Origin of the sequence: Acrocarpospora catenulata (genome assembly GCF_018476525.1) — a bacterium.
Classification (GTDB): domain Bacteria; phylum Actinomycetota; class Actinomycetes; order Streptosporangiales; family Streptosporangiaceae; genus Acrocarpospora; species Acrocarpospora catenulata.
This window is the reverse complement of sequence record NZ_JAHCST010000041.1, coordinates 65,160-82,405: the sequence shown is the minus strand read 5'-3', so window position 1 is coordinate 82,405 and position 17,246 is coordinate 65,160. Positions and strand designations below refer to the sequence as shown.

17 protein-coding genes and 1 tRNA gene are annotated in these 17,246 nt (G+C 70.6%); 5 read left to right on the top strand and 13 right to left on the bottom strand.

What is annotated here, in order from left to right; genetic code table 11:
* Nucleotides 1-265: 265 nt before the first annotated feature.
* The 8 genes from rplL to KIP79_RS31450 all read right to left on the bottom strand — a co-directional run bounded on the left by rplL (nucleotide 266) and on the right by KIP79_RS31450 (nucleotide 5,046).
* Nucleotides 266-655 (bottom strand): 50S ribosomal protein L7/L12, encoded by a 390-nt coding sequence (gene rplL, locus KIP79_RS31485; RefSeq protein WP_214108587.1) that lies wholly within the window; start codon nucleotides 653-655, stop codon nucleotides 266-268.
* A gap of 81 nt (nucleotides 656-736) precedes the next feature.
* Nucleotides 737-1,261, bottom strand: coding sequence for a 50S ribosomal protein L10 (gene rplJ / locus KIP79_RS31480; RefSeq protein WP_214108586.1), 525 nt, complete (start codon nucleotides 1,259-1,261; stop codon nucleotides 737-739).
* A 281-nt stretch (nucleotides 1,262-1,542) separates the two neighbouring features.
* Nucleotides 1,543-2,367: an SCO4651 family lipoprotein gene (locus KIP79_RS31475; protein WP_214108585.1), complete on the bottom strand. Its 825-nt coding sequence runs from the start codon at nucleotides 2,365-2,367 to the stop codon at nucleotides 1,543-1,545.
* 146 nt (nucleotides 2,368-2,513) lie between these two features.
* The gene (gene rplA, locus KIP79_RS31470) at nucleotides 2,514-3,227 is read right to left on the bottom strand and encodes a 50S ribosomal protein L1 (protein ID WP_214108584.1); all 714 of its coding nucleotides are present in this window, start codon (nucleotides 3,225-3,227) and stop codon (nucleotides 2,514-2,516) included.
* 65 nt (nucleotides 3,228-3,292) lie between these two features.
* Nucleotides 3,293-3,724 (bottom strand): 50S ribosomal protein L11, encoded by a 432-nt coding sequence (gene rplK / locus KIP79_RS31465; protein ID WP_214108583.1) that lies wholly within the window; start codon nucleotides 3,722-3,724, stop codon nucleotides 3,293-3,295.
* 112 nt (nucleotides 3,725-3,836) lie between these two features.
* On the bottom strand, nucleotides 3,837-4,604 hold the full coding sequence (nusG, locus tag KIP79_RS31460) for a transcription termination/antitermination protein NusG (protein ID WP_214108582.1): 768 nt from the start codon (nucleotides 4,602-4,604) through the stop codon (nucleotides 3,837-3,839).
* Between the two features lie 42 nt (nucleotides 4,605-4,646).
* Complete coding sequence (secE, locus tag KIP79_RS31455; RefSeq protein ID WP_308169986.1) at nucleotides 4,647-4,901, bottom strand: preprotein translocase subunit SecE; 255 nt, start codon at nucleotides 4,899-4,901, stop codon at nucleotides 4,647-4,649.
* 72 nt (nucleotides 4,902-4,973) lie between these two features.
* Nucleotides 4,974-5,046 (bottom strand) — tRNA-Trp (locus KIP79_RS31450).
* Nucleotides 5,047-5,246: 200 nt separating this feature from the next.
* Here KIP79_RS31450 and KIP79_RS31445 point away from each other — a divergent pair.
* Nucleotides 5,247-6,458 (top strand): pyridoxal phosphate-dependent aminotransferase, encoded by a 1,212-nt coding sequence (locus KIP79_RS31445; RefSeq protein WP_214108580.1) that lies wholly within the window; start codon nucleotides 5,247-5,249, stop codon nucleotides 6,456-6,458.
* A gap of 47 nt (nucleotides 6,459-6,505) precedes the next feature.
* Entirely contained in the window at nucleotides 6,506-7,522 is a 1,017-nt protein-coding gene (locus KIP79_RS31440; protein ID WP_214108579.1) for an adenosine deaminase, read from the top strand.
* On the opposite strand, the gene KIP79_RS31435 is transcribed toward KIP79_RS31440, so the two are convergent.
* The 4 genes from KIP79_RS31435 to KIP79_RS31420 form a co-directional block, all read right to left on the bottom strand.
* Complete coding sequence (locus KIP79_RS31435; protein WP_214108578.1) at nucleotides 7,519-8,247, bottom strand: hypothetical protein; 729 nt, start codon at nucleotides 8,245-8,247, stop codon at nucleotides 7,519-7,521. The genes KIP79_RS31440 and KIP79_RS31435 overlap by 4 nt on opposite strands.
* Nucleotides 8,234-8,716: an RNA polymerase sigma factor gene (locus KIP79_RS31430; protein WP_308169985.1), complete on the bottom strand. Its 483-nt coding sequence runs from the start codon at nucleotides 8,714-8,716 to the stop codon at nucleotides 8,234-8,236. Before KIP79_RS31430 ends, KIP79_RS31435 begins: the two co-directional genes overlap by 14 nt.
* A gap of 95 nt (nucleotides 8,717-8,811) precedes the next feature.
* Nucleotides 8,812-10,854, bottom strand: coding sequence for an ATP-binding protein (locus tag KIP79_RS31425; RefSeq protein WP_214108577.1), 2,043 nt, complete (start codon nucleotides 10,852-10,854; stop codon nucleotides 8,812-8,814).
* A gap of 7 nt (nucleotides 10,855-10,861) precedes the next feature.
* Nucleotides 10,862-12,823: an ATP-binding protein gene (locus KIP79_RS31420; RefSeq protein ID WP_214108576.1), complete on the bottom strand. Its 1,962-nt coding sequence runs from the start codon at nucleotides 12,821-12,823 to the stop codon at nucleotides 10,862-10,864.
* Nucleotides 12,824-12,931: 108 nt separating this feature from the next.
* Between KIP79_RS31420 and KIP79_RS31415 the strand changes: the two genes are divergently transcribed.
* From KIP79_RS31415 to KIP79_RS48670, 3 genes are all read left to right on the top strand, one after another.
* The gene (locus KIP79_RS31415; protein WP_214108575.1) at nucleotides 12,932-13,663 is read left to right on the top strand and encodes a class I SAM-dependent methyltransferase; all 732 of its coding nucleotides are present in this window, start codon (nucleotides 12,932-12,934) and stop codon (nucleotides 13,661-13,663) included.
* 148 nt (nucleotides 13,664-13,811) lie between these two features.
* On the top strand, nucleotides 13,812-14,507 hold the full coding sequence (locus KIP79_RS31410) for a response regulator transcription factor (protein ID WP_250214132.1): 696 nt from the start codon (nucleotides 13,812-13,814) through the stop codon (nucleotides 14,505-14,507).
* 6 nt (nucleotides 14,508-14,513) lie between these two features.
* The gene (locus KIP79_RS48670) at nucleotides 14,514-15,899 is read left to right on the top strand and encodes a sensor histidine kinase (protein WP_214108573.1); all 1,386 of its coding nucleotides are present in this window, start codon (nucleotides 14,514-14,516) and stop codon (nucleotides 15,897-15,899) included.
* Between the two features lie 137 nt (nucleotides 15,900-16,036).
* Here KIP79_RS48670 and KIP79_RS31400 read toward each other — a convergent pair whose 3' ends face one another.
* Nucleotides 16,037-17,182, bottom strand: a complete 1,146-nt coding sequence (locus tag KIP79_RS31400; protein WP_214108572.1) for an acetyl-CoA C-acetyltransferase — start codon at nucleotides 17,180-17,182, stop codon at nucleotides 16,037-16,039.
* Nucleotides 17,183-17,246: the final 64 nt, after the last annotated feature.

Below are 17,246 nucleotides of genomic sequence, written 5' to 3'. Positions count from 1 at the left end.
CGCGCCCCCCCCCCCCCGGCCCGGCCGCTTCGCAGCCGGTGTCTTCCCTCTCTCCGGTCGCTGCGCTCCCTCCGTTCAGTCCAGACACCGGCGCGGCCGGGCAATTCCCACATACGACTACGGGAGTTGGTTGCCGGGGAGAGTCGGCTCCGCCTCACAGTACGACTTATCGGGCCGGTTGCCCTGAAATAACACGAAAAGAGCGGCTCGCCCGGCACCTGGGACGAACCGCTCTTTCCGTTAATTCAATGCGTCAAGCAGGTGACTACTTGACGGTGACGGTGGCGCCGGCGCCCTCCAGGGCAGCCTTGGCCTTCTCCGCCTGCTCCTTGTTGACCTTGCCGTCGAAGACCGACTTGGGAGCGCCGTCCACCAGGTCCTTGGCCTCCTTGAGGCCGAGGCTGGTGAGGGTCCGGATCTCCTTGATGACCTGGATCTTCTTGTCGCCCGCGGCCTCCAGGATGACCTCGAACTCGTCCTGCTCCTCGACCTCCTCGACGGCGGCGGCCGGACCGCCGGGGGCGGCGGCGACCGCGACCGGGGCGGCGGCCTTGACGTCGAAGGTCTCCTCGAAGAGCTTCACGAAGTCAGACAGCTCAAGGAGGGTCATCTCCTTGAAGGTCTCCAGCAGCTCGTCGGTGCTGAGCTTCGCCATGGTGTTCCTCCAGTGAATCTAACTAACAAACGTTTAAGGGACCGCGGTGTGCGTTTCCCCCCGCTTTCGCGGACCTTCGAATTACTCGCCGGCCTCTTCGCGCTTGACGCGCAGAGCCTCGGCCAGTCGAGCCATCTGCGTGGGCAGCGCGGCGAAGGTGGCGGCAGCCTGGGACTGCTTGGCCTTCAGAGCGCCGGCCAGCTTCGCGAGGAGCACCTCACGGGACTCAAGGTCAGCCAGCTTGGAGATCTCGTCCGGGGTCATCGCCTTGCCGTCGACGACCCCGCCCTTGATCACCAGAAGGGGGTTGGCCTTGGCGAACTCACGCAGACCCTTGGCCGCCTCCACCACGTCGCCCTTGACAAAGGCGATCGCGGTCGGGCCCTTGAGCAGCCCGTCCAGAGCGGTGATCCCGACACTGTTGGCCGCGATCTTGGTGAGCGTGTTCTTCGCCACGGCGAACTTCGCATTCCCACTGAGCGTCACGCGCAGCTGCTTGAGCTGGGCGACGGTGAGACCGCGGTACTCGGTCAGAACGGCGGCGCTGGAACCTTCGAACTCGCTGCGGAGTTCGGCCACCGCGCCGGTCTTCTCCGACTTCGCCATGGGCCCTCCTTCCAGATGATGCCGCCGGCGAAGGACTGGAGAAACAAACAAGCCCCGGCGCAGGGCGCACGGGGCTCACGAAAAGAACGCGAACTCACATCCACACCTACGCGGGCCGTCCCTCACGGGAACCTTCGGTCTGCGAGCTAGGGCCCACAGACAACCGGCGGTCTTTGGCAGTGAACAGAGTACGTTGTCAACCCCCCGGACGCCAAATCAGCTTTCACGGCCGGGCTCGGCCGCCGGGGGGCGGCCGAGCCGCGGAGGATTGACGACGGTTGCTACTCGGCCACAGGCATGTTCTTCGGCAGTTCGCCCACCTGGTCGGCCGGAGGTGCGGCGATCGAGAGCTGCTGGTCGAACGAGGTGAACAGCAGTGCGGCGGTGAAGGTGCCGCCCTCGGCGGCGCCGTTCAGCTGGATCTTCCGGGGCAGCCCGGCCTCGTCGATCCAGGTGTCGAACTTCATGTCCTTGATCGAGGACAGCTGCCCGTTGAGCGTGGCCTGCGACTCGGGCGGAAGCAGCTTCAGCGCCTCGGCCACCGGGAAGGTGCCCGAGTAGTGCGTGGTCTGCACGCCCCTCACCGTCTCGCTGCCGACCGACTTGACGTCCTTGGACGCGGTGAGCAGGGCCACGCTGGACTTCAGGTCGATCTGCTGGGCCTGGCTCAGGAACTGCTGGACGCCGGCCTGGTCGCCCAGCTGCTTCAGGTCCACCCTGACCCACGGCTTGGTGGCGCCCACGAGGGTCTTGAGCAGGTCCAGCTTCACGTAGGCGACCTCGTCCGCGAGGATCACCCGGACTCCGCCGGGCAGGGCCTGGCCGGCGTAGGTCACCTGGGAGAGGTTGATGTCGGAGGCGAGCGCGGGCTTCTGCTGGAGGAGCATGGTGCCCTTGACGTTCCCGGTCCCGTTCTGCGGGTCCTTGAAGTCCACCACGATGTCGGCCGCGTAGGAGGTGACCTCCTCGGCCCGCTTGGCGGTCTCCTGCATGGCCTGAGCGGCTGAGAGCTGGACCTCACCGATGGGCTCGGCCGTCGTGGTGCCGCAGCCGGCCCCGGCGATCAGTGCGGTGGCGGCTAAGGTGGCCACCAGTAGTCGGCGCATGGGTTCCGTCCTTTCTTCGCCCAGAGCCTACGTTCGCCCGTCTCGCGGCGGGCGGGCCGACGCGATATCTGCATGGAACCCGCACAAACGAAACGGCTCCCCTCCGGTTACCCGGAAGGGAGCCGCGTATACGGGCGTGCGCCCGCTTACTCGTCGATCTCGGCGGTCAGCGCGCGCGTCACGTTGGGGTCCACCGGGATGCCGGGGCCCATGGACGTGGCGAAGGTGACCTTCTTCAGGTAGCGGCCCTTGGCGGCGGACGGCTTGAGCCTGAGCACCTCGTCCAGCGCGGCCGCGTAGTTCTCCACCAGCTGGCGCTCGTTGAAGGACGCCTTGCCGATGATGAAGTGGAGGTTGGCGTGGCGGTCGACGCGGAACTCGATCTTGCCGCCCTTGATCTCGGTGACGGCCTTGCCGACCGCGGGGGTGACCGTGCCGGTCTTCGGGTTGGGCATCAGGCCACGGGGACCGAGCACCCGGCCGAGGCGGCCGACCTTGCCCATCAGGTCCGGCGTGGCGACCACGGCGTCGAAGTCGAGGCGGCCCTTGGCCACCTCGTCGATGAGCTCGTCGGCGCCCACGATGTCGGCGCCCGCGGCGCGGGCCTCCTCGGCGCGGTCACCGGTGGCGAAGACCAGGACCCGGGCGGTCTTGCCGGTGCCGTGCGGGAGGTTGACGGTGCCGCGGACCATCTGGTCGGCCTTGCGGGGGTCGACGCCCAGCCGCAGGGCCACCTCGACGGTGGCGTCGAACTTGGTGGTGGCGGTCTTCTTCGCCACCCGGACGCCCTCCAGGGGCGAAAGGAAACTCTCGCGGTCGACCTGGGCGGCCGCGTTCTTCCAGCTCTTGCTGCGCTTCACTGCTGCTCCTAGATGGAGGTCGTGGTGTGGGCCGCGCGAGGCCCTTCCACAGGGTTCAGGGGTTGTCAGTCGGCGATCGTGATGCCCATGGAACGGGCGGTGCCGGCGATGATGCGCTCGGCCATCTCGATGTCGTTGGCGTTCAGGTCGGGCATCTTCGTCTCGGCGATCTGCCGCAGCTGCTCCCGGGAGAGCTGGCCCACCTTGGTCTTGAGCGGGTTGTTGGAGCCGCTCTTCAGGCCGAGCGCCTTCTTGATCAGCTCGGGCGCCGGCGGCGTCTTGGTGACGAAGGTGAAGCTGCGGTCCTCGAAGATGGTGATCTCAACGGGGATGATGTTGCCCCGCTGCGCCTCGGTGGCCGCGTTGTACTGCTTGACGAACTCCATGATGTTCACGCCGTGCGGACCGAGCGCGGTACCGACGGGCGGCGCGGGCGTGGCCTGGCCAGCGGGCAGCTGGACCTTCACCAACGCCGCGATCTTCTTCTTGGGAGGCATGACTCTCTCCGGGTCCTCTGTTATTCCGTGATGCCCCACGATGCCTGCCTGAAGGCAGGCAGGGGCGTCCCCGCGGGGAGCGGGGAGAACTAGACGAGTCTACTTGACCCGGTCAGATCTTCGAGACCTGGTTGAACGACAGCTCCACCGGGGTCTCCCGGCCGAAGATCGACACCAGCACCTTGAGCTTCTGCGACTCGGGGCTGATCTCGCTGACCGAGGCGGGCAGCGTGGCGAACGGGCCGTCCATGACGGTGACGGACTCGCCGATCTCGAACTCGACGGTGGAAGCCGACGTCTTCGCGGAGGCCTTCTTGACCTCCTCGGTCGGCTCCGGCGCGAGCAGCTTGGCCACCTCGTCCAGGTTGAGCGGACTGGGCTTGTTGGACAGGCCGACGAAGCCGGTGACGCCGGGGGTGTTCCGCACGGCGGCCCAGGACTCGTCGGTGAGCTCCATCCGGACCAGGACGTAGCCGGGCAGCACGCGCTCCTTGATCGGCGTCTTCTTGCCGCCCTTGAACTCGGTGACCGTGTGGGTCGGCACCTCGACCTGGAAGATGTAGTCCTCCATGTTGAGGGACCCGGTACGGCTCTCGATGTTCTGTTTCACGCGGTTCTCGTAGCCGGCGTAGGAGTGGATGACATACCACTCGCCGTACTGGCCGCGGAGCTGACGCTTGAATTCCTCGATCGGGTCAACGTCGGGGACGATGTCACCATCTTCGTCGACGGCGTTCTTCGCCTCGACGGCAGAGACATCGTCAGCATCGTCAGCGGACTCGGCCGCGGTCTCCGGCTCGACGGCCGCGTCGACCTCTTCTTCGGTCTCGTCTTCCCACTCAGCGCGGGAGCCGTCGGCCGACAGCGGGGACTCGGACACGGTGACTGTTCCTCTTTCGTAGGTGAACTGATGCGGTCGCGGTCAGGAACCGAAGACCGCGAGCACACCCTTCGTCAGCAGGAAGTCTAGCCCGGCCACGATACCCACCATGATCAGGCAGAACCCGAGAACCACGATGGTGTAGTTGATCAGATCTCTCCGGGTCGGCCAGATGACCTTACGCAGCTCGGCGACGGCCTGCCGATAGAAAAGTGCGGGAGTGGTGCGCTTGGTCTTCTTCTCGCCGCTCGGCTTGCCTGGCTGTGCTGCGGCCTCGCCGCGCGTGTCGATCGCCACAGTCCTCACCTGATCCGTCGTGTCCATCGCAACCGGCGGCGTTTTCGCCCGTAGTGCGCGGACCGCACTCCGCAGGGCACGAGGGACTCGAACCCCCAACCGCCGGTTTTGGAGACCGGTGCGCTACCAATTGCGCTAGTGCCCTAAGCCGTGCACCACCCTACCTGACAGCGACCGTTACCGGTCCTGCGTTGCGGCGTTGTGGCCCACTAGTCGGTGAAGTGTACGTGGGAAAGCCTGCTTCGTCGAACCAGTAAGTCCACGCAGGTCAACGTTACCGCGATGGGCTGTCCGGATGATGGATGTCGTGGTGGTCCCGGCGGAGTGTTCTGAAACGATTACTCCATGAGCCGAATCTCCGCGCGCGTCTCCGCGCGCATCTCCGCCATCGCCGAATCCGCCACCCTCGCCGTGGACGCGAAGGCGAAGGCGATGAAAGCGGCCGGCCGGCCGGTGATCGGCTTCGGCGCCGGCGAACCGGACTTCCCGACCCCGGACTACATCGTGGAGGCGGCCGTGGCGGCCTGCCGGGAGCCCCGCTTCCACAAGTACACCCCGGCCGGGGGCCTGCCCGAGCTGAAGCAGGCCATCGCCGACAAGACCGCCCGCGACTCCGGGTTCCAGGTGGACGCCGGCCGGGTGCTGGTCACCAACGGCGGCAAGCAGGCCGTGTACGAGGCGTTCGCCACCCTGCTCGACCCTGGCGACGAGGTGCTGGTGGTGGCGCCGTACTGGACCACCTACCCGGAGGCGATCAAGCTGGCCGGGGGCGTGCAGGTGGACGTGGTGACCGACGAGAGCACCGGCTACCTGGCCTCGGTGGAGCAGCTGGCCGAGAAGCTGACCGAGCGGACCAAGGTGCTGCTCTTCGTGTCCCCGTCCAACCCGACCGGGGCGGTCTACTCGCCCGCCCAGGTGGCCGAGATCGGCCGGTGGGCGCTGGAGAACGATCTCTGGGTGGTCACCGACGAGATCTACGAGCACCTGGTCTACGGGGACGCCAAGTTCGCGAGCATCGCCACCGCCGTGCCGGAGCTGGCCGACCGGGTCGTGGTGCTGAACGGCGTGGCCAAGACGTACGCGATGACCGGCTGGCGGGTGGGCTGGCTGATCGGCCCGCAGGACGTGGTGAAGGCGGCCACCAACCTTCAGTCGCACGCCACCTCCAACGTCTGCAACGTGGCCCAGGCGGCGGCGCTGGCCGCGGTGAGCGGGGACCTGTCGGCGGTGGCCACCATGCGGGAGGCGTTCGACCGGCGGCGGCAGACCATGGTCCGCCTGCTCAACGAGATCCCCGGCGTGGTCTGCCCGGAGCCGCTCGGGGCGTTCTACGCCTACCCGTCGGTCAAGGAGCTGCTCGGCAAGGAACTGCGCGGGCAGCGGCCCGCCAGCACGGCGGAGCTGGCGGAGCTGATCCTGGAGGAGGCCGAGGTAGCCCTGGTGCCCGGTGAGGCGTTCGGGACCCCGGGCTACTTCCGCCTCTCCTACGCCCTGGGCGACGAGGATCTCGCCGAGGGCGTCAGCCGCCTGGCCAAACTCCTGGCCGAGGCACACTAGCGGGTGCGCTGAAGAGCGCCCGGGGCCAGGAGCGGGTACGGCAAGATATGGAGATGCCACGCCGTCTCGACAGGCTTCCCAAAGCCCACCTGCACCTGCACTTCACCGGCTCGATGCGGCACACGACGCTGATCGAGCTGGCCGCCGAGCACGGGGTGCACCTGCCGGACGCGCTGGTGCAGGATTGGCCGCCCCGGCTGCGGGCCACCGACGAGCGCGGCTGGTTCCGGTTCCAGCGGCTGTACGACATCGCCCGGTCGGTGCTCCGGCGCCCCGCGGACGTCTACCGGCTGCTCAGGGAGGCGGCCGAGGACGAGGCCGCGGAGGGCTCCCGCTGGCTGGAGATCCAGGTGGACCCGTCCGGGTACGCGCAGCGGTTCGGCGGCCTGACCGCCACCCTGGAGCTGGTCCTGGACGCGGCGAAGGCGGCCGAGCGGGCGACCGGCGTGGGCATCGCGGTGATCGTGGCGGCCAACCGCACCCGGCACCCGCTGGACGCGCGCACGCTGGCCCGGCTGGCGACCAGGTACGTGGACCAGGGCGTGGTCGGTTTCGGCCTCTCCAACGACGAGCGCCGCGGCCGGGCCAGGGACTTCGACGCCGCGTTCCGGATCGCCAAGCGGGCGGGGCTGCTGGCGGTGCCGCACGGCGGGGAGCTGCTGGGCGCGGTGAGCGTGGCCGAGTGTGTGGACGACCTTGCGGCCGACCGGGTGGGGCACGGCGTGCGGGCGGCCGAGCAGCCCCGGCTGATGGAGCGCCTGGCGGCACGGGGCATCGCCTGCGAGGTCTGCCCGCTCTCCAACGTGGGCCTGGGCGTGGTGGACCGTCCCGAGGACGTGCCGCTCCGGCGGCTCTTCGAGGCCGGGGTGCCGATCGCGCTGGGCGCCGACGACCCGCTGCTGTTCGGCGACCGCCTGCTCGCCCAGTACACGCTGGCCCGGGAGGTGTACGGCTGCACCGACCAGGAGCTGGCCGAGCTGGCCCGCCAGTCGGTGCGCGCCTCGGCCGCCCCGGACACCTTCCGCAAGGAGCTGCTGGGCGAGATCGACGCCTGGCTGGGTTAGCGCACCGAGTCCGCGATCACGCGGGCCTCCGCCAGGGTCGGCGGGCCCTCCAGGCGCATGCCGACCTGGCCGCGCTGCCAAATCAACGTCGGGCCCGCCAGCCGCATCGGCTGCGGTGGCCCGCCGCCGGCCGGGAGGTACTCCAGCCCGTGTTGCCGAGGGATCCAGACGCCGGTCACCCCGTTCACGAAGGTGCTCTCCGGGAAAGGCGGGCCGAGTTCCTTGCGCCAGATGTCGGTGAGCATGCCGTGGTACTGGTCGAGGCGGACCCCGGGCCAGAACATCGAGACGACCCGGCCGCCGTCGGCGACGCGCACGTCGTCGGGGGCGGGCAGCGCGGCCAGCGTCGCCAGCGGGAAGGTGACCTGAGCACGGGCCTGTTCCAGGGTGACCCTGCGCTCGCCAGGCAACGGCGAGGGCAGGCCGGTGGGCAGAGGGCCCGGCTGCTCCTCCACGTTGATCTGGACGCCGGCGAAGCGGAGCACGGAGACCACGGCGGCCCGGCCCTGCGGGGTGGCGGCCACCAGCACGACCAGGAACGCGGCGAGCACGGCCGCGATCCGCCGGGCGGTCCACCGGGGGCGGCGGGACGGCACGGGTTCGGGCAGCCGGGCCCGTACGGTGGCGGCGAGATCGGCGGGTGGCGGCGGGACGTCGATCATCGCGCCCAGTGCCAGCAGTTCGGCTTCCAGGTCGTCGAAGGAGTTGTTCTCAGAGGAGTTCACGGCCCACCTCCTCCCGCAGTCGCCGCAGCCCCCGGAAGGTCCGGGACTTGACCGAGCCGACCGGGCAACCCAGCACCTCGGCGGTCTCCGCTTCCGACAGTTGCAGGAAATACCGGCAAACCACCGCTTCACGTTCCCGATCAGGCAGGGCCCGCACCGCCGCCAGCAACCGCGCCGACCGGTCGGCGGCCACCGCCGCCCCCGCGGGGTCCTCGGGCCCGCTCCCCTCCGGCTCCTGTCCGAGCCGTACGGCGAGTTCGGCCCGCCGCCCCCTGCCCCGGGTCAGGTTGTGCGTCTCGTTGGCGACGATCCGCAGCAGCCACGGCCTGAACGCCGAATCCCGGCGGAACCCCGCCAGATGCCGGTACGCCTTGACGAACGCCTCCTGCACCACGTCCTCAGCCTCGGCCCCGGCCCCCAGCAGGTGGGCGGTCCGGTGCGCGACCGCACTGTACCTGGCGACGAGCACCTCGTAGGCGCCCAGGTCGCCGCCCAGTGCGCGGGCGATCGCCTCGTCGTCCTCCAGCGGTGGGCTCCCCAGTACAGATCAGGTACAGACAAGGATCAGTCGGCTGGAAGATTCCACCGCATGTGCGGGGAATTGGGAAGCCCTCCCAGCGCGTATCCGACCGCGCGTTCCGGGGTGAACTCCGCGCCGTCGGCGTACGCCTGCTCGAAGGCGGCGTCGCCGATGGCCGCTCTGGCCCGCAGTTCGGCCTGCCGGCGGGAGACGGCGAGCTTGGCCGAGCCGAACTGGGTGAGCCCGAAGGTGGTCCAGATGCGGTGGCCGGCGCCGAGCAGCCGGGCGGCGCGCGGGTGGTCGCCGATCGCGGAGGCGGTCATGGCCAGCTGGTCCACCGCCATCGCGCTGCCCATCACGTCGCCGAGCCGCCAGAGCGCGCGCAGCCCCGTCCGGCCGTGCTGGTCGGCGGAGAGGGGGTCGCCGAGGCCGAGTTCGGCCCCCGAGCGCACGGTCTCGCCGTTGGACCTGGCCCAGACCTCCCCGGCGTGCTCGCACTCGGCGCGCTGCTCGGCCAGCACGGTCAGCGCGCCGGCCGGGCGGCCGCGCATGACCAGGGTGAGCGCCAGCACCGAGGCGGCCACCAGGCGGCCCATGTGCCGCCCGCCGTCCTGGTCGAAGTAGCCGATGGCCCGCTCGATCAGCTCGCCGCCCCGCTCCGGGTCGCCCTGCACCGCGGCCAGGGCGCCCAGGCCGAGGTAGGCGTACCCGGCGCCGGCCCAGTCCTGCTGGGCCACGGCGGCCTCGCTGGCCTCGGCGGTGCGGTGCGCGACCGGCTCCAGGTCGCCCTGGGCGAAGGAGACCCAGGCGGCGGCCCAGAGCGCCTTGGTCCTGGCCGGTCCTGGCCTGCTGTTACGTTCCAACGCCCGGTCCAGGTAGTAGCGCCCCTCCCGGACCTCGCCGAGGCAGAACCAGACGAACCAGAGCGCCCCGGCCAGTTCGAGCCCGACCGAGCTGGCGATGCTGTGGTCCAGGGCCAGCCGCAGGTTGGGCATCTCGCAGCGCACCCAGAGCGCCCAGGTGAACTGGTTGGGGCCGAACCAGTCGGCGTCGGCCTCCTTGGCCAGGGTGAGGTAGTAGTCGCGGTGGCGGCGCAGCTGCTGCTCCTCCTCGCCGAGTTCGCGCAGCCACTCCCTGCCGTACTCGCGGATGGTGTCGAGCATGCGGTACCGGTCGTCGTCGGCCTGCACGATGGACTTGTCGGCCAGCCGGGCCAGGATGCCGGGCACGTTGCCGAGCCGGTGGTCGGCGCAGACCTGCCCGGCCGCGTCCACGTCGAAGGACCCGGCGAAGACCGAGAGCCGGGCCCAGAGCAGCCGCTCCTCGGGCGTGCACAGCTCGTGGCTCCATCCGACCGCTGAGCGCAGCCCGTCGTGCCGCCCGGTACGGCCGCCGCCCCCCAGCAGCGCGAACCGGTCGTCCAGCCGGTCGGCCAGTTCCTCGGGGGAGAGCGCGCGCAGCCGCCTGGCGGCCAGTTCCAGCGCGAGCGGGATGCCCTCCAGGCGGGCGCAGAGCCGTACCACCGCGTCGGTGGGGGTGAACTGCGGGAGCACGGCGCGGGCGCGTTCGCAGAAGAGGCGCTGGGCGTCGGCGTCGCCGAGCGGGTGGACGCGGTAGACGCGCTCGGCCTCAAGACCCAGCTGCTGGCGGCTGGTGGCCAGCAGGCGGACCTGGGGGGCGGCGGCCAGCAGCAGGCCGGCCAGCTCGCGGACGGCGTCGATCAGGTGCTCGCAGGTGTCCAGCACGATCAGCACCGGCCGGCCGGCCAGGTGCTCGGCGAGCACCTCGGCCTGTGGGCGGACCGACTGCTCGCGCAGGCCGAGCGCGGCGGCCACGGCGTGCCCCAGCAGGTCGCCGTTGCGCTCGGCGGCGAGTTCGGCGAAGGCCACCTCGCCGCCGGAGCCGCCCAAGCCGCCCGACTCGGCGGCGAACGCCGCGGCGGCGCGCAGGGCGAGGCGGGTCTTGCCGACCCCGCCGGGGCCGGTCAGCGTGACCAGGCGGGCCCGGGTGATTAATCGGCCGACGTCGGACAGTTCCGTGTCGCGTCCTACAAAGGTGCTCGTCTCGGCCGGCAGATCCACGGCCACGAGCAAATCACGCGGAGGGCCGGGATTGGACCACGTCTGTGGAGAAAACCACTCCCCGGGAAGATATTTCTAACGCGCTGTCCAGCCCCATCCGGCGTCCCCGGGACAGCGTCTCCTCATACCGCGGATCGCCGAGCGCGGCCCGGCCGCGGGACTCGCGGTCGGCCAGCGGGGCGGCGAAGTGGCGGGCGCCGAACAGCGGCGGGCCGACCGAGCGCCAGAGCCGGTCGGCGGCGCCCTGGAGCAACGCGGCCATCTCGTGGTCGCCGGTGTCGGCCACCGCCAGGGCCAGCAGCTCCACCCCGAGCAGGGTGCCGACCTGGTCGTTGAAGGTCCGGTTGATCTCCAGCGAGGCCCGGGCCAGCCGGGACGCCTCGACCGGCTCCCCGGCCGCCCAGATGCAGTACGCCTGGACGAACAGCACGTAGGAGAGCACCCAGCGTTCGCCGTGCGCGGCGCACTCGGCCCGGACCTCCTGGCAGAGCCTGGCGCTCTCGTCCAGCCGCCCGGCGAAGCCCAGCGCCATGGCCAGTTCCACCCGGCCCATCAGCACCTGGCTGTCCAGCAGGCCCAGCCACTGGTACTGGTCCAGGGCGTCCTCGAAGAGCGGGACGGCCTCGGCGTGCTCGTCGCTGAGCAGCGCCGCGCAGCCCAGCCGGTGCGTGGCCCGGGCCCGCACCCGGGAGTCGCCGCCGTCCCGGCACTCCTCCAGCATCCGTACGGCATGCCCCAGGTCGCCCAGCAGGATCGCCACGTAACCCCCGGCCCACAGCGCCCGGGCCCGCTCGGGGGTGGGCGAGGAGTCCAGCGCCAGGCCCTGCTCCAGCCAGCGCCGCCCCTCGCCGAGGTAGCCGCAGCCGACCCAGTAGAACCAGAGCGCGGCGGCCAGCTCCAGGCCGTCCCGCACCTCGCCGGGGATGGTCATGCAGAAGTCCAGCGCACTGCGCAGGTTGCCGTGCTCGGCCCGGGTCCGGGCCAGGATGGCCGCCTGGTCGGGGCCGAACCACTCGATCTCGCCGCGGCGGGCCATCCGCAGGTAGTAGTTCTTGTGCCGGCGGCGGAGCCGGAAGATCTCCTCCTCGCCCAGGCGGCGCAGCCACTCGGCGCCGTACTCCCGGACGGTTTCCGGCATGTGGTAGCGGGAGCCCTCCTCGCGGGTCAGGATCGAGCGGGCCACCAGGCCGCCGATCAGGTCGAGCACCTGGTGCGCGGGGATCGCGCGGTCGTGGCAGACCTCCTCGGCGGCGGCCAGGTCGAAGCAGCCGGAGAAGACGGCCAGCCGGGCCCAGAGCAGGCGCTGGGCGGGGGTGCAGAGCTCGTGGCTGCGGCCGATCACCGCGCGCAGGCCGTCCAGCAGCTGGAACCGGCCCGCCTCGAAGTCCAGTTCCCGGACGATCTCCGCCACGGACCGGCCGGCGAGCCGGTCGGCGGCCAGTTCGATGGCGAGCGGGATACCGTCCAGCCGTTCGCAGAGCCCGCCGTCCTCCACCAGGTGCCGACCGGCCCTGGCGTTGAGCAGGGCGATGCCGTCGGCCTTGGTCATCGGGGGGACCACGAACAGGTGCTCGCCCGCCACGTCCAGGGCCTGGCGGCCGGTGACCAGGACGCGCAGCCCGGGGGCGGCCCTGAGCAGGGTCTCGGTGAGCCGGGCGGTGGCGTCCACCACGGCGTCGGCGCCGTCCAGGATCAGGAGGACGCGCCGGGCGGCCAGGTGGCCGGGGAGCTCCTCTTCGGCGTCCAGCCGCAGGGCCTCGGCGACGGTCTGGGCCAGCATGCCGGGGTCGCGGAGTTCGGACAGGTCGATGGTGGGGGCTCCGTCGGGAAAGTCCGGACTCGCCGTGGCGGCCACTTCTTCGGCCAGGCGGGACTTTCCGATTCCGCCGACTCCGGTCAGCGTGACCAGGCGGGACAGGGCCAGCAGCCGGGTGATCTCGGCGATCTCCGGGCCGCGGCCGACGAAGCCGGGCATTGACAAATCGTAACCCTCGGTGGTCGATCTGGCAGCGAACCGCGTGGGCGGCGGGTCGCGGGGCACTAGACTCCGTCGTACCGCCAAACCGCCGTAAACGAGGATCGCATGTCTGGGTATGACCGAGTAGTTCAGCCGGCGGCCGGAGACGAGGCCCTGGAGAACCACCTTGGGGGGGACGAGGCCAGGAACTACCGGCAGTACGAGTACGACATGGTCGCCCCGCACGTCGGGCGGTCGATGCTGGAGGTCGGGTCGGGGCTCGGGCACTTCGCCGAGCAGTTCCTGCCCCGGCTGGACCGGCTGGTGGTGAGCGACTTCGATCCGTACTGCGTGGAGCAGCTGGAGAAGCGGTTCGCGGACCGGGACGACATCGGGGTGCTCCAGTTCGGCCTGCCGACCCGGATCCCGCTGGCGGAGAAGGTCGACACCGTCGTGCTGATGAACGTGCTGGAGCACATCGAGGAGGATGTGGCGGCGCTGCGCTCGCTGGCGGAGGTGACCCAGCCCGGAGGGCGGATCATCATCTGGGTGCCCGGCTACATGCAGCTGTACGGGGACTTCGACCGGAAGGTCGGGCACGTCACCCGGTACACCCCGGCCACCCTGGGCCGGACCGTGACCGCCGCCGGGCTGGAGGCCGAGGTGCTGAAGCCGATCAACTTCCTCGGCGGCATCGCCTGGTGGCTGGCGGTGCGGCGCGGCGGTGTCGGTTACCCGGACCCGCGCCTGGTCAAGATCTACGACCGGACCGTGGTGCCGACCACCCGGTTCATCGAGCGTTTTGTCCGCCCGCCGTTCGGGCAGACGGTGTTCTGCGTGGCGCGCGTCCCCCACTGAGCGCTTCTCATGGATTTCCCACCTATCTCCACCCCTTGACCCAGCGTGCTTGGTTTTGCTGAGCGCCATGAGAACGCGGCTCGGCGGCCGAGCTACATCTGAAAATCAGGACATATGGGGCTTCTGATGTTCCGGAGGCCCCATACTTATGTCACCCATGACTGAGACCAGGATCCTCGTCGTCGAGGACGAGCCGAACATCCGCGACATCGTCGACGTCGCGCTGCGGTTCCACGGGTTCACCGTGACCGCCGTCGCCACGGGGCGGGACGCGCTGCGCGAGTTCGCCGCGCGTCGGCCCGACCTGATCGTGCTGGACGTCATGCTGCCCGACATCGACGGGTTCGAGATCTGCCGGCGCATCCGGTTCGACGGCGCGCAGACCCCGGTGATCTTCCTTACCGCGCGGGACACCGTCTCCGACACCGTACGCGGGCTGACCATGGGCGGGGACGACTACGTCACCAAGCCGTTCTCGGTGGAGGCCCTGGTGGCCAGGATCCGGGCGGTGCTCCGCCGGACCACCGTGCCGGACGCCGAGGAACGCCCGTCCAGGGACGTGCTCCGCGTCGCCGACCTGGAACTCGACGAGGCCCGCTGGGAGGTACGGCGCGGCGGGGTGCGGGTGGACCTGTCCCCCACCGAGTTCCGGCTGCTCGCCTTCCTGATGGAACACCCGGGCATGGTGCTCACCAAACGGCAGCTGCTCGACCAGGTCTGGGGATACGGCGGCTCCTCCCAGGTGCTGGAGACCTACATCTCCTACCTGCGCCGCAAACTGGACCCGCTGGGCCCGCCGCTCATCCACACCCAGCGCGGGGTCGGTTACGCGCTGCGGCCCTGAGCCGCGATGTCGTCGCTGCACACCCGCCTGCTGGCCGGACTGCTCGTCATCAGCTCGCTGCTCCTGGTCGTGCTGTCGCTGGTCAGCGCCGCGGTGCTGCGGGTGCACCTGTCCGACCGGCTGGAGGGGCAGCTGCTGGCCGCCACCGCCACCGCCTCCCGCCGGGTGGAGGCCACCGACACCCTCACCCAGGCGCTCACCGGATCCACCTTCGCGGTGGTCGCCCTCAACCTGAACACCCAGCGGACCAGGCTGGTCAGCGGGGACGCGCCGCAGGCCGAGTCGGTGCCGGGACTGGTGGAGGGCATCGGGCTGGAGCGGCTCACCGCGCACGCCTCGGCGGGCCGCGTCTTCGAACTGGGCAAGGACATGATCGCGGCGGCGGCGCGGACCAGGATCGGGAACCGGCTGGTGATCGTGGCGGTGCCGCTGGACGGGGTGGAGGATCCGGTACGGCGGCTGCTGCTCGCCGAGCTGGTGACCGGGGGGCTGCTGATCGCGCTGCTCGCGCTGCTCGGGCGGCTGCTGATCGTGAGCGGCCTGGCACCGCTCGGGCGGATGGCGCGGATGGCGCTGGGCATCGCCCGCGGGGGCGACCTGTCGGCGCGGATGCCGGAGGGGCCCTCCGAGGTGGGGCGGCTGGGTGCGGCGATCAACCTCATGCTGGACCGGATCAGCGTCTCCTTCCAGGACCGCTGGGCCTCCGAGGACCGGGTCCGCCGGTTCGCCGCCGACGCCTCCCACGAGCTGCGCACGCCCCTGTCGGCGGTGCGCGGGTACGCCGAGCTCTACCGGGCGGGCGCCATCCCCGCCGACGAGCTCCCCAAGGTCATGGGCCGGATCGAGGACGAGGCCACCCGGATGGGCAAACTCGTCACCGAGATGCTGGAACTGGCCCGCCTGGACCGCAGCGCCGCCCTCACCCTCTCCGAGACCGACCTCACCGCCGTAGCCCGCGAAGCCGCCGCCGACGCCACCGCCACCGACCCCGAATCCCCCATCCTGGTGGACGCGCCGTCCTCGCTGGTGGCGGTGGTGGACGAGGCCCGCATCCGCCAGATCGTCGTCAACCTGCTGGCCAACGTGCGCGCCCACACCCCGCCCGGCACCCCCGCCTTCGTCCACCTCTCCCGCACCGGCGACCGCGTCCTGCTGGAAATCGCCGACAAGGGCCCCGGCATGTCCCCCGAACAGGCCGCCCGCGCCTTCGACCGCTTCCACCGCGGCGAGGAACGCCTCTCCGACGGCGCCGGCCTGGGCCTGTCCATCGTCAAGGCCATCACCGACGCCCACGGCGGTCGCTGCTGGATCACCTCCACACCGGGCGAGGGCACCACCGTGCACATCGAGTTCCCGGTGATCCGGGTGGGCGCCACGGTCGAGGCGGGGTAGCGGGCCCGGGACGGATCCGGGATGACTTGGAGTTCATTGGGTTCGGACTTGCACGCCAACGGAAACGCGGGTAACGAACGCCGAACGGCATCCCGTCATCGAGACGGGATGCCGTTCGGGTCCACCGGAGACGCTTGTCAGAGGCGCTCGATAATGGTGACGTTGGCCTGGCCGCCGCCCTCGCACATCGTCTGGAGGCCGTACCGGCCGCCGGTGCGCTCCAGTTCGTGGAGGAGCTTGGTCATCAGGATGGCCCCGGTCCCGCCGAGCGGATGCCCGAGGGCGATGGCGCCACCGTTGGGGTTGGTACGACCGGGGTCGGCACCGATCTCGGCCAGCCAGGCCAGCGGCACGGAAGCGAACGCCTCGTTGATCTCGATGGCATCGATGTCGTCGATGGACAGACCAGCCTTGGCGAGAGCCTTCCGAGTAGCGGGGATGGGCGCCGTGAGCATGTAGACCGGGTCGTCCCCACTGAGCGTCAGCGTGACGATCCGAGCCCGCGGCGTCAGCCCGTGCTCACGTACGGCCTGCTCGGAAGCGACCAGCACCGCCCCCGCCCCATCCGAGATCTGCGAGGCGGTGGCCGCGGTAAGCCGGCCCCCCTCCCGCAACGCCTTCAGCCCCGCCATCTTCTCCAGCGTCGTGTCCGGCCGAGGCCCTTCGTCGTCCTCAACCCCGTTGACCGCGACGATCTGCTCCCGGAAGTACCCGTTGGCGACAGCCTTGGCCGCCCGCTGGTGGCTCTCGTACGCGTACCGCTCAAGATCCTCCCGCGAGAGCCCCCACTTCTCCGCCATCAGCTCCGCCCCCCGGAACTGCGAGATCTCCTGCGTCCCGTACCGCTCGACCCAGAGGTCCCCGAACGGGAAGGGCATGCCCTTCTCCAGCGCCGCGGTGATGTTCGACCCCATCGGCACGATGGACATCGACTCCACCCCGGAGGCGACCACCAGATCCTGCGTCCCCGACAGCACCCCCTGCGCCGCGAAGTGCACGGCCTGCTGAGAGGACCCGCACTGCCGGTCGATGGTGACCCCGGCCACGCTCTCCGGCAGCCCCGCGCTCAGCCAGGCGTTGCGCGCGATGTCCATCGCCTGCGGCCCGAACTGCGACACGCAGCCCATGATGACGTCGTCGACCGCTACCGGGTCCACCCCGGTCCGCTCGACCAGCGCCTTCAGTGTGTACGCGGCGAGGTCGACCGGATGGACCCCGGAGAGCCCGCCCTTCTTCTTGCCGACCGCGGTACGAACCGCCCCAACGATGTACGCCTCTGCCACAGCGCCCTCCAACCAGGAAAACCGAGCATTGTTCGGTCAGCAGCAGGTTACAACAGTCCCCAGA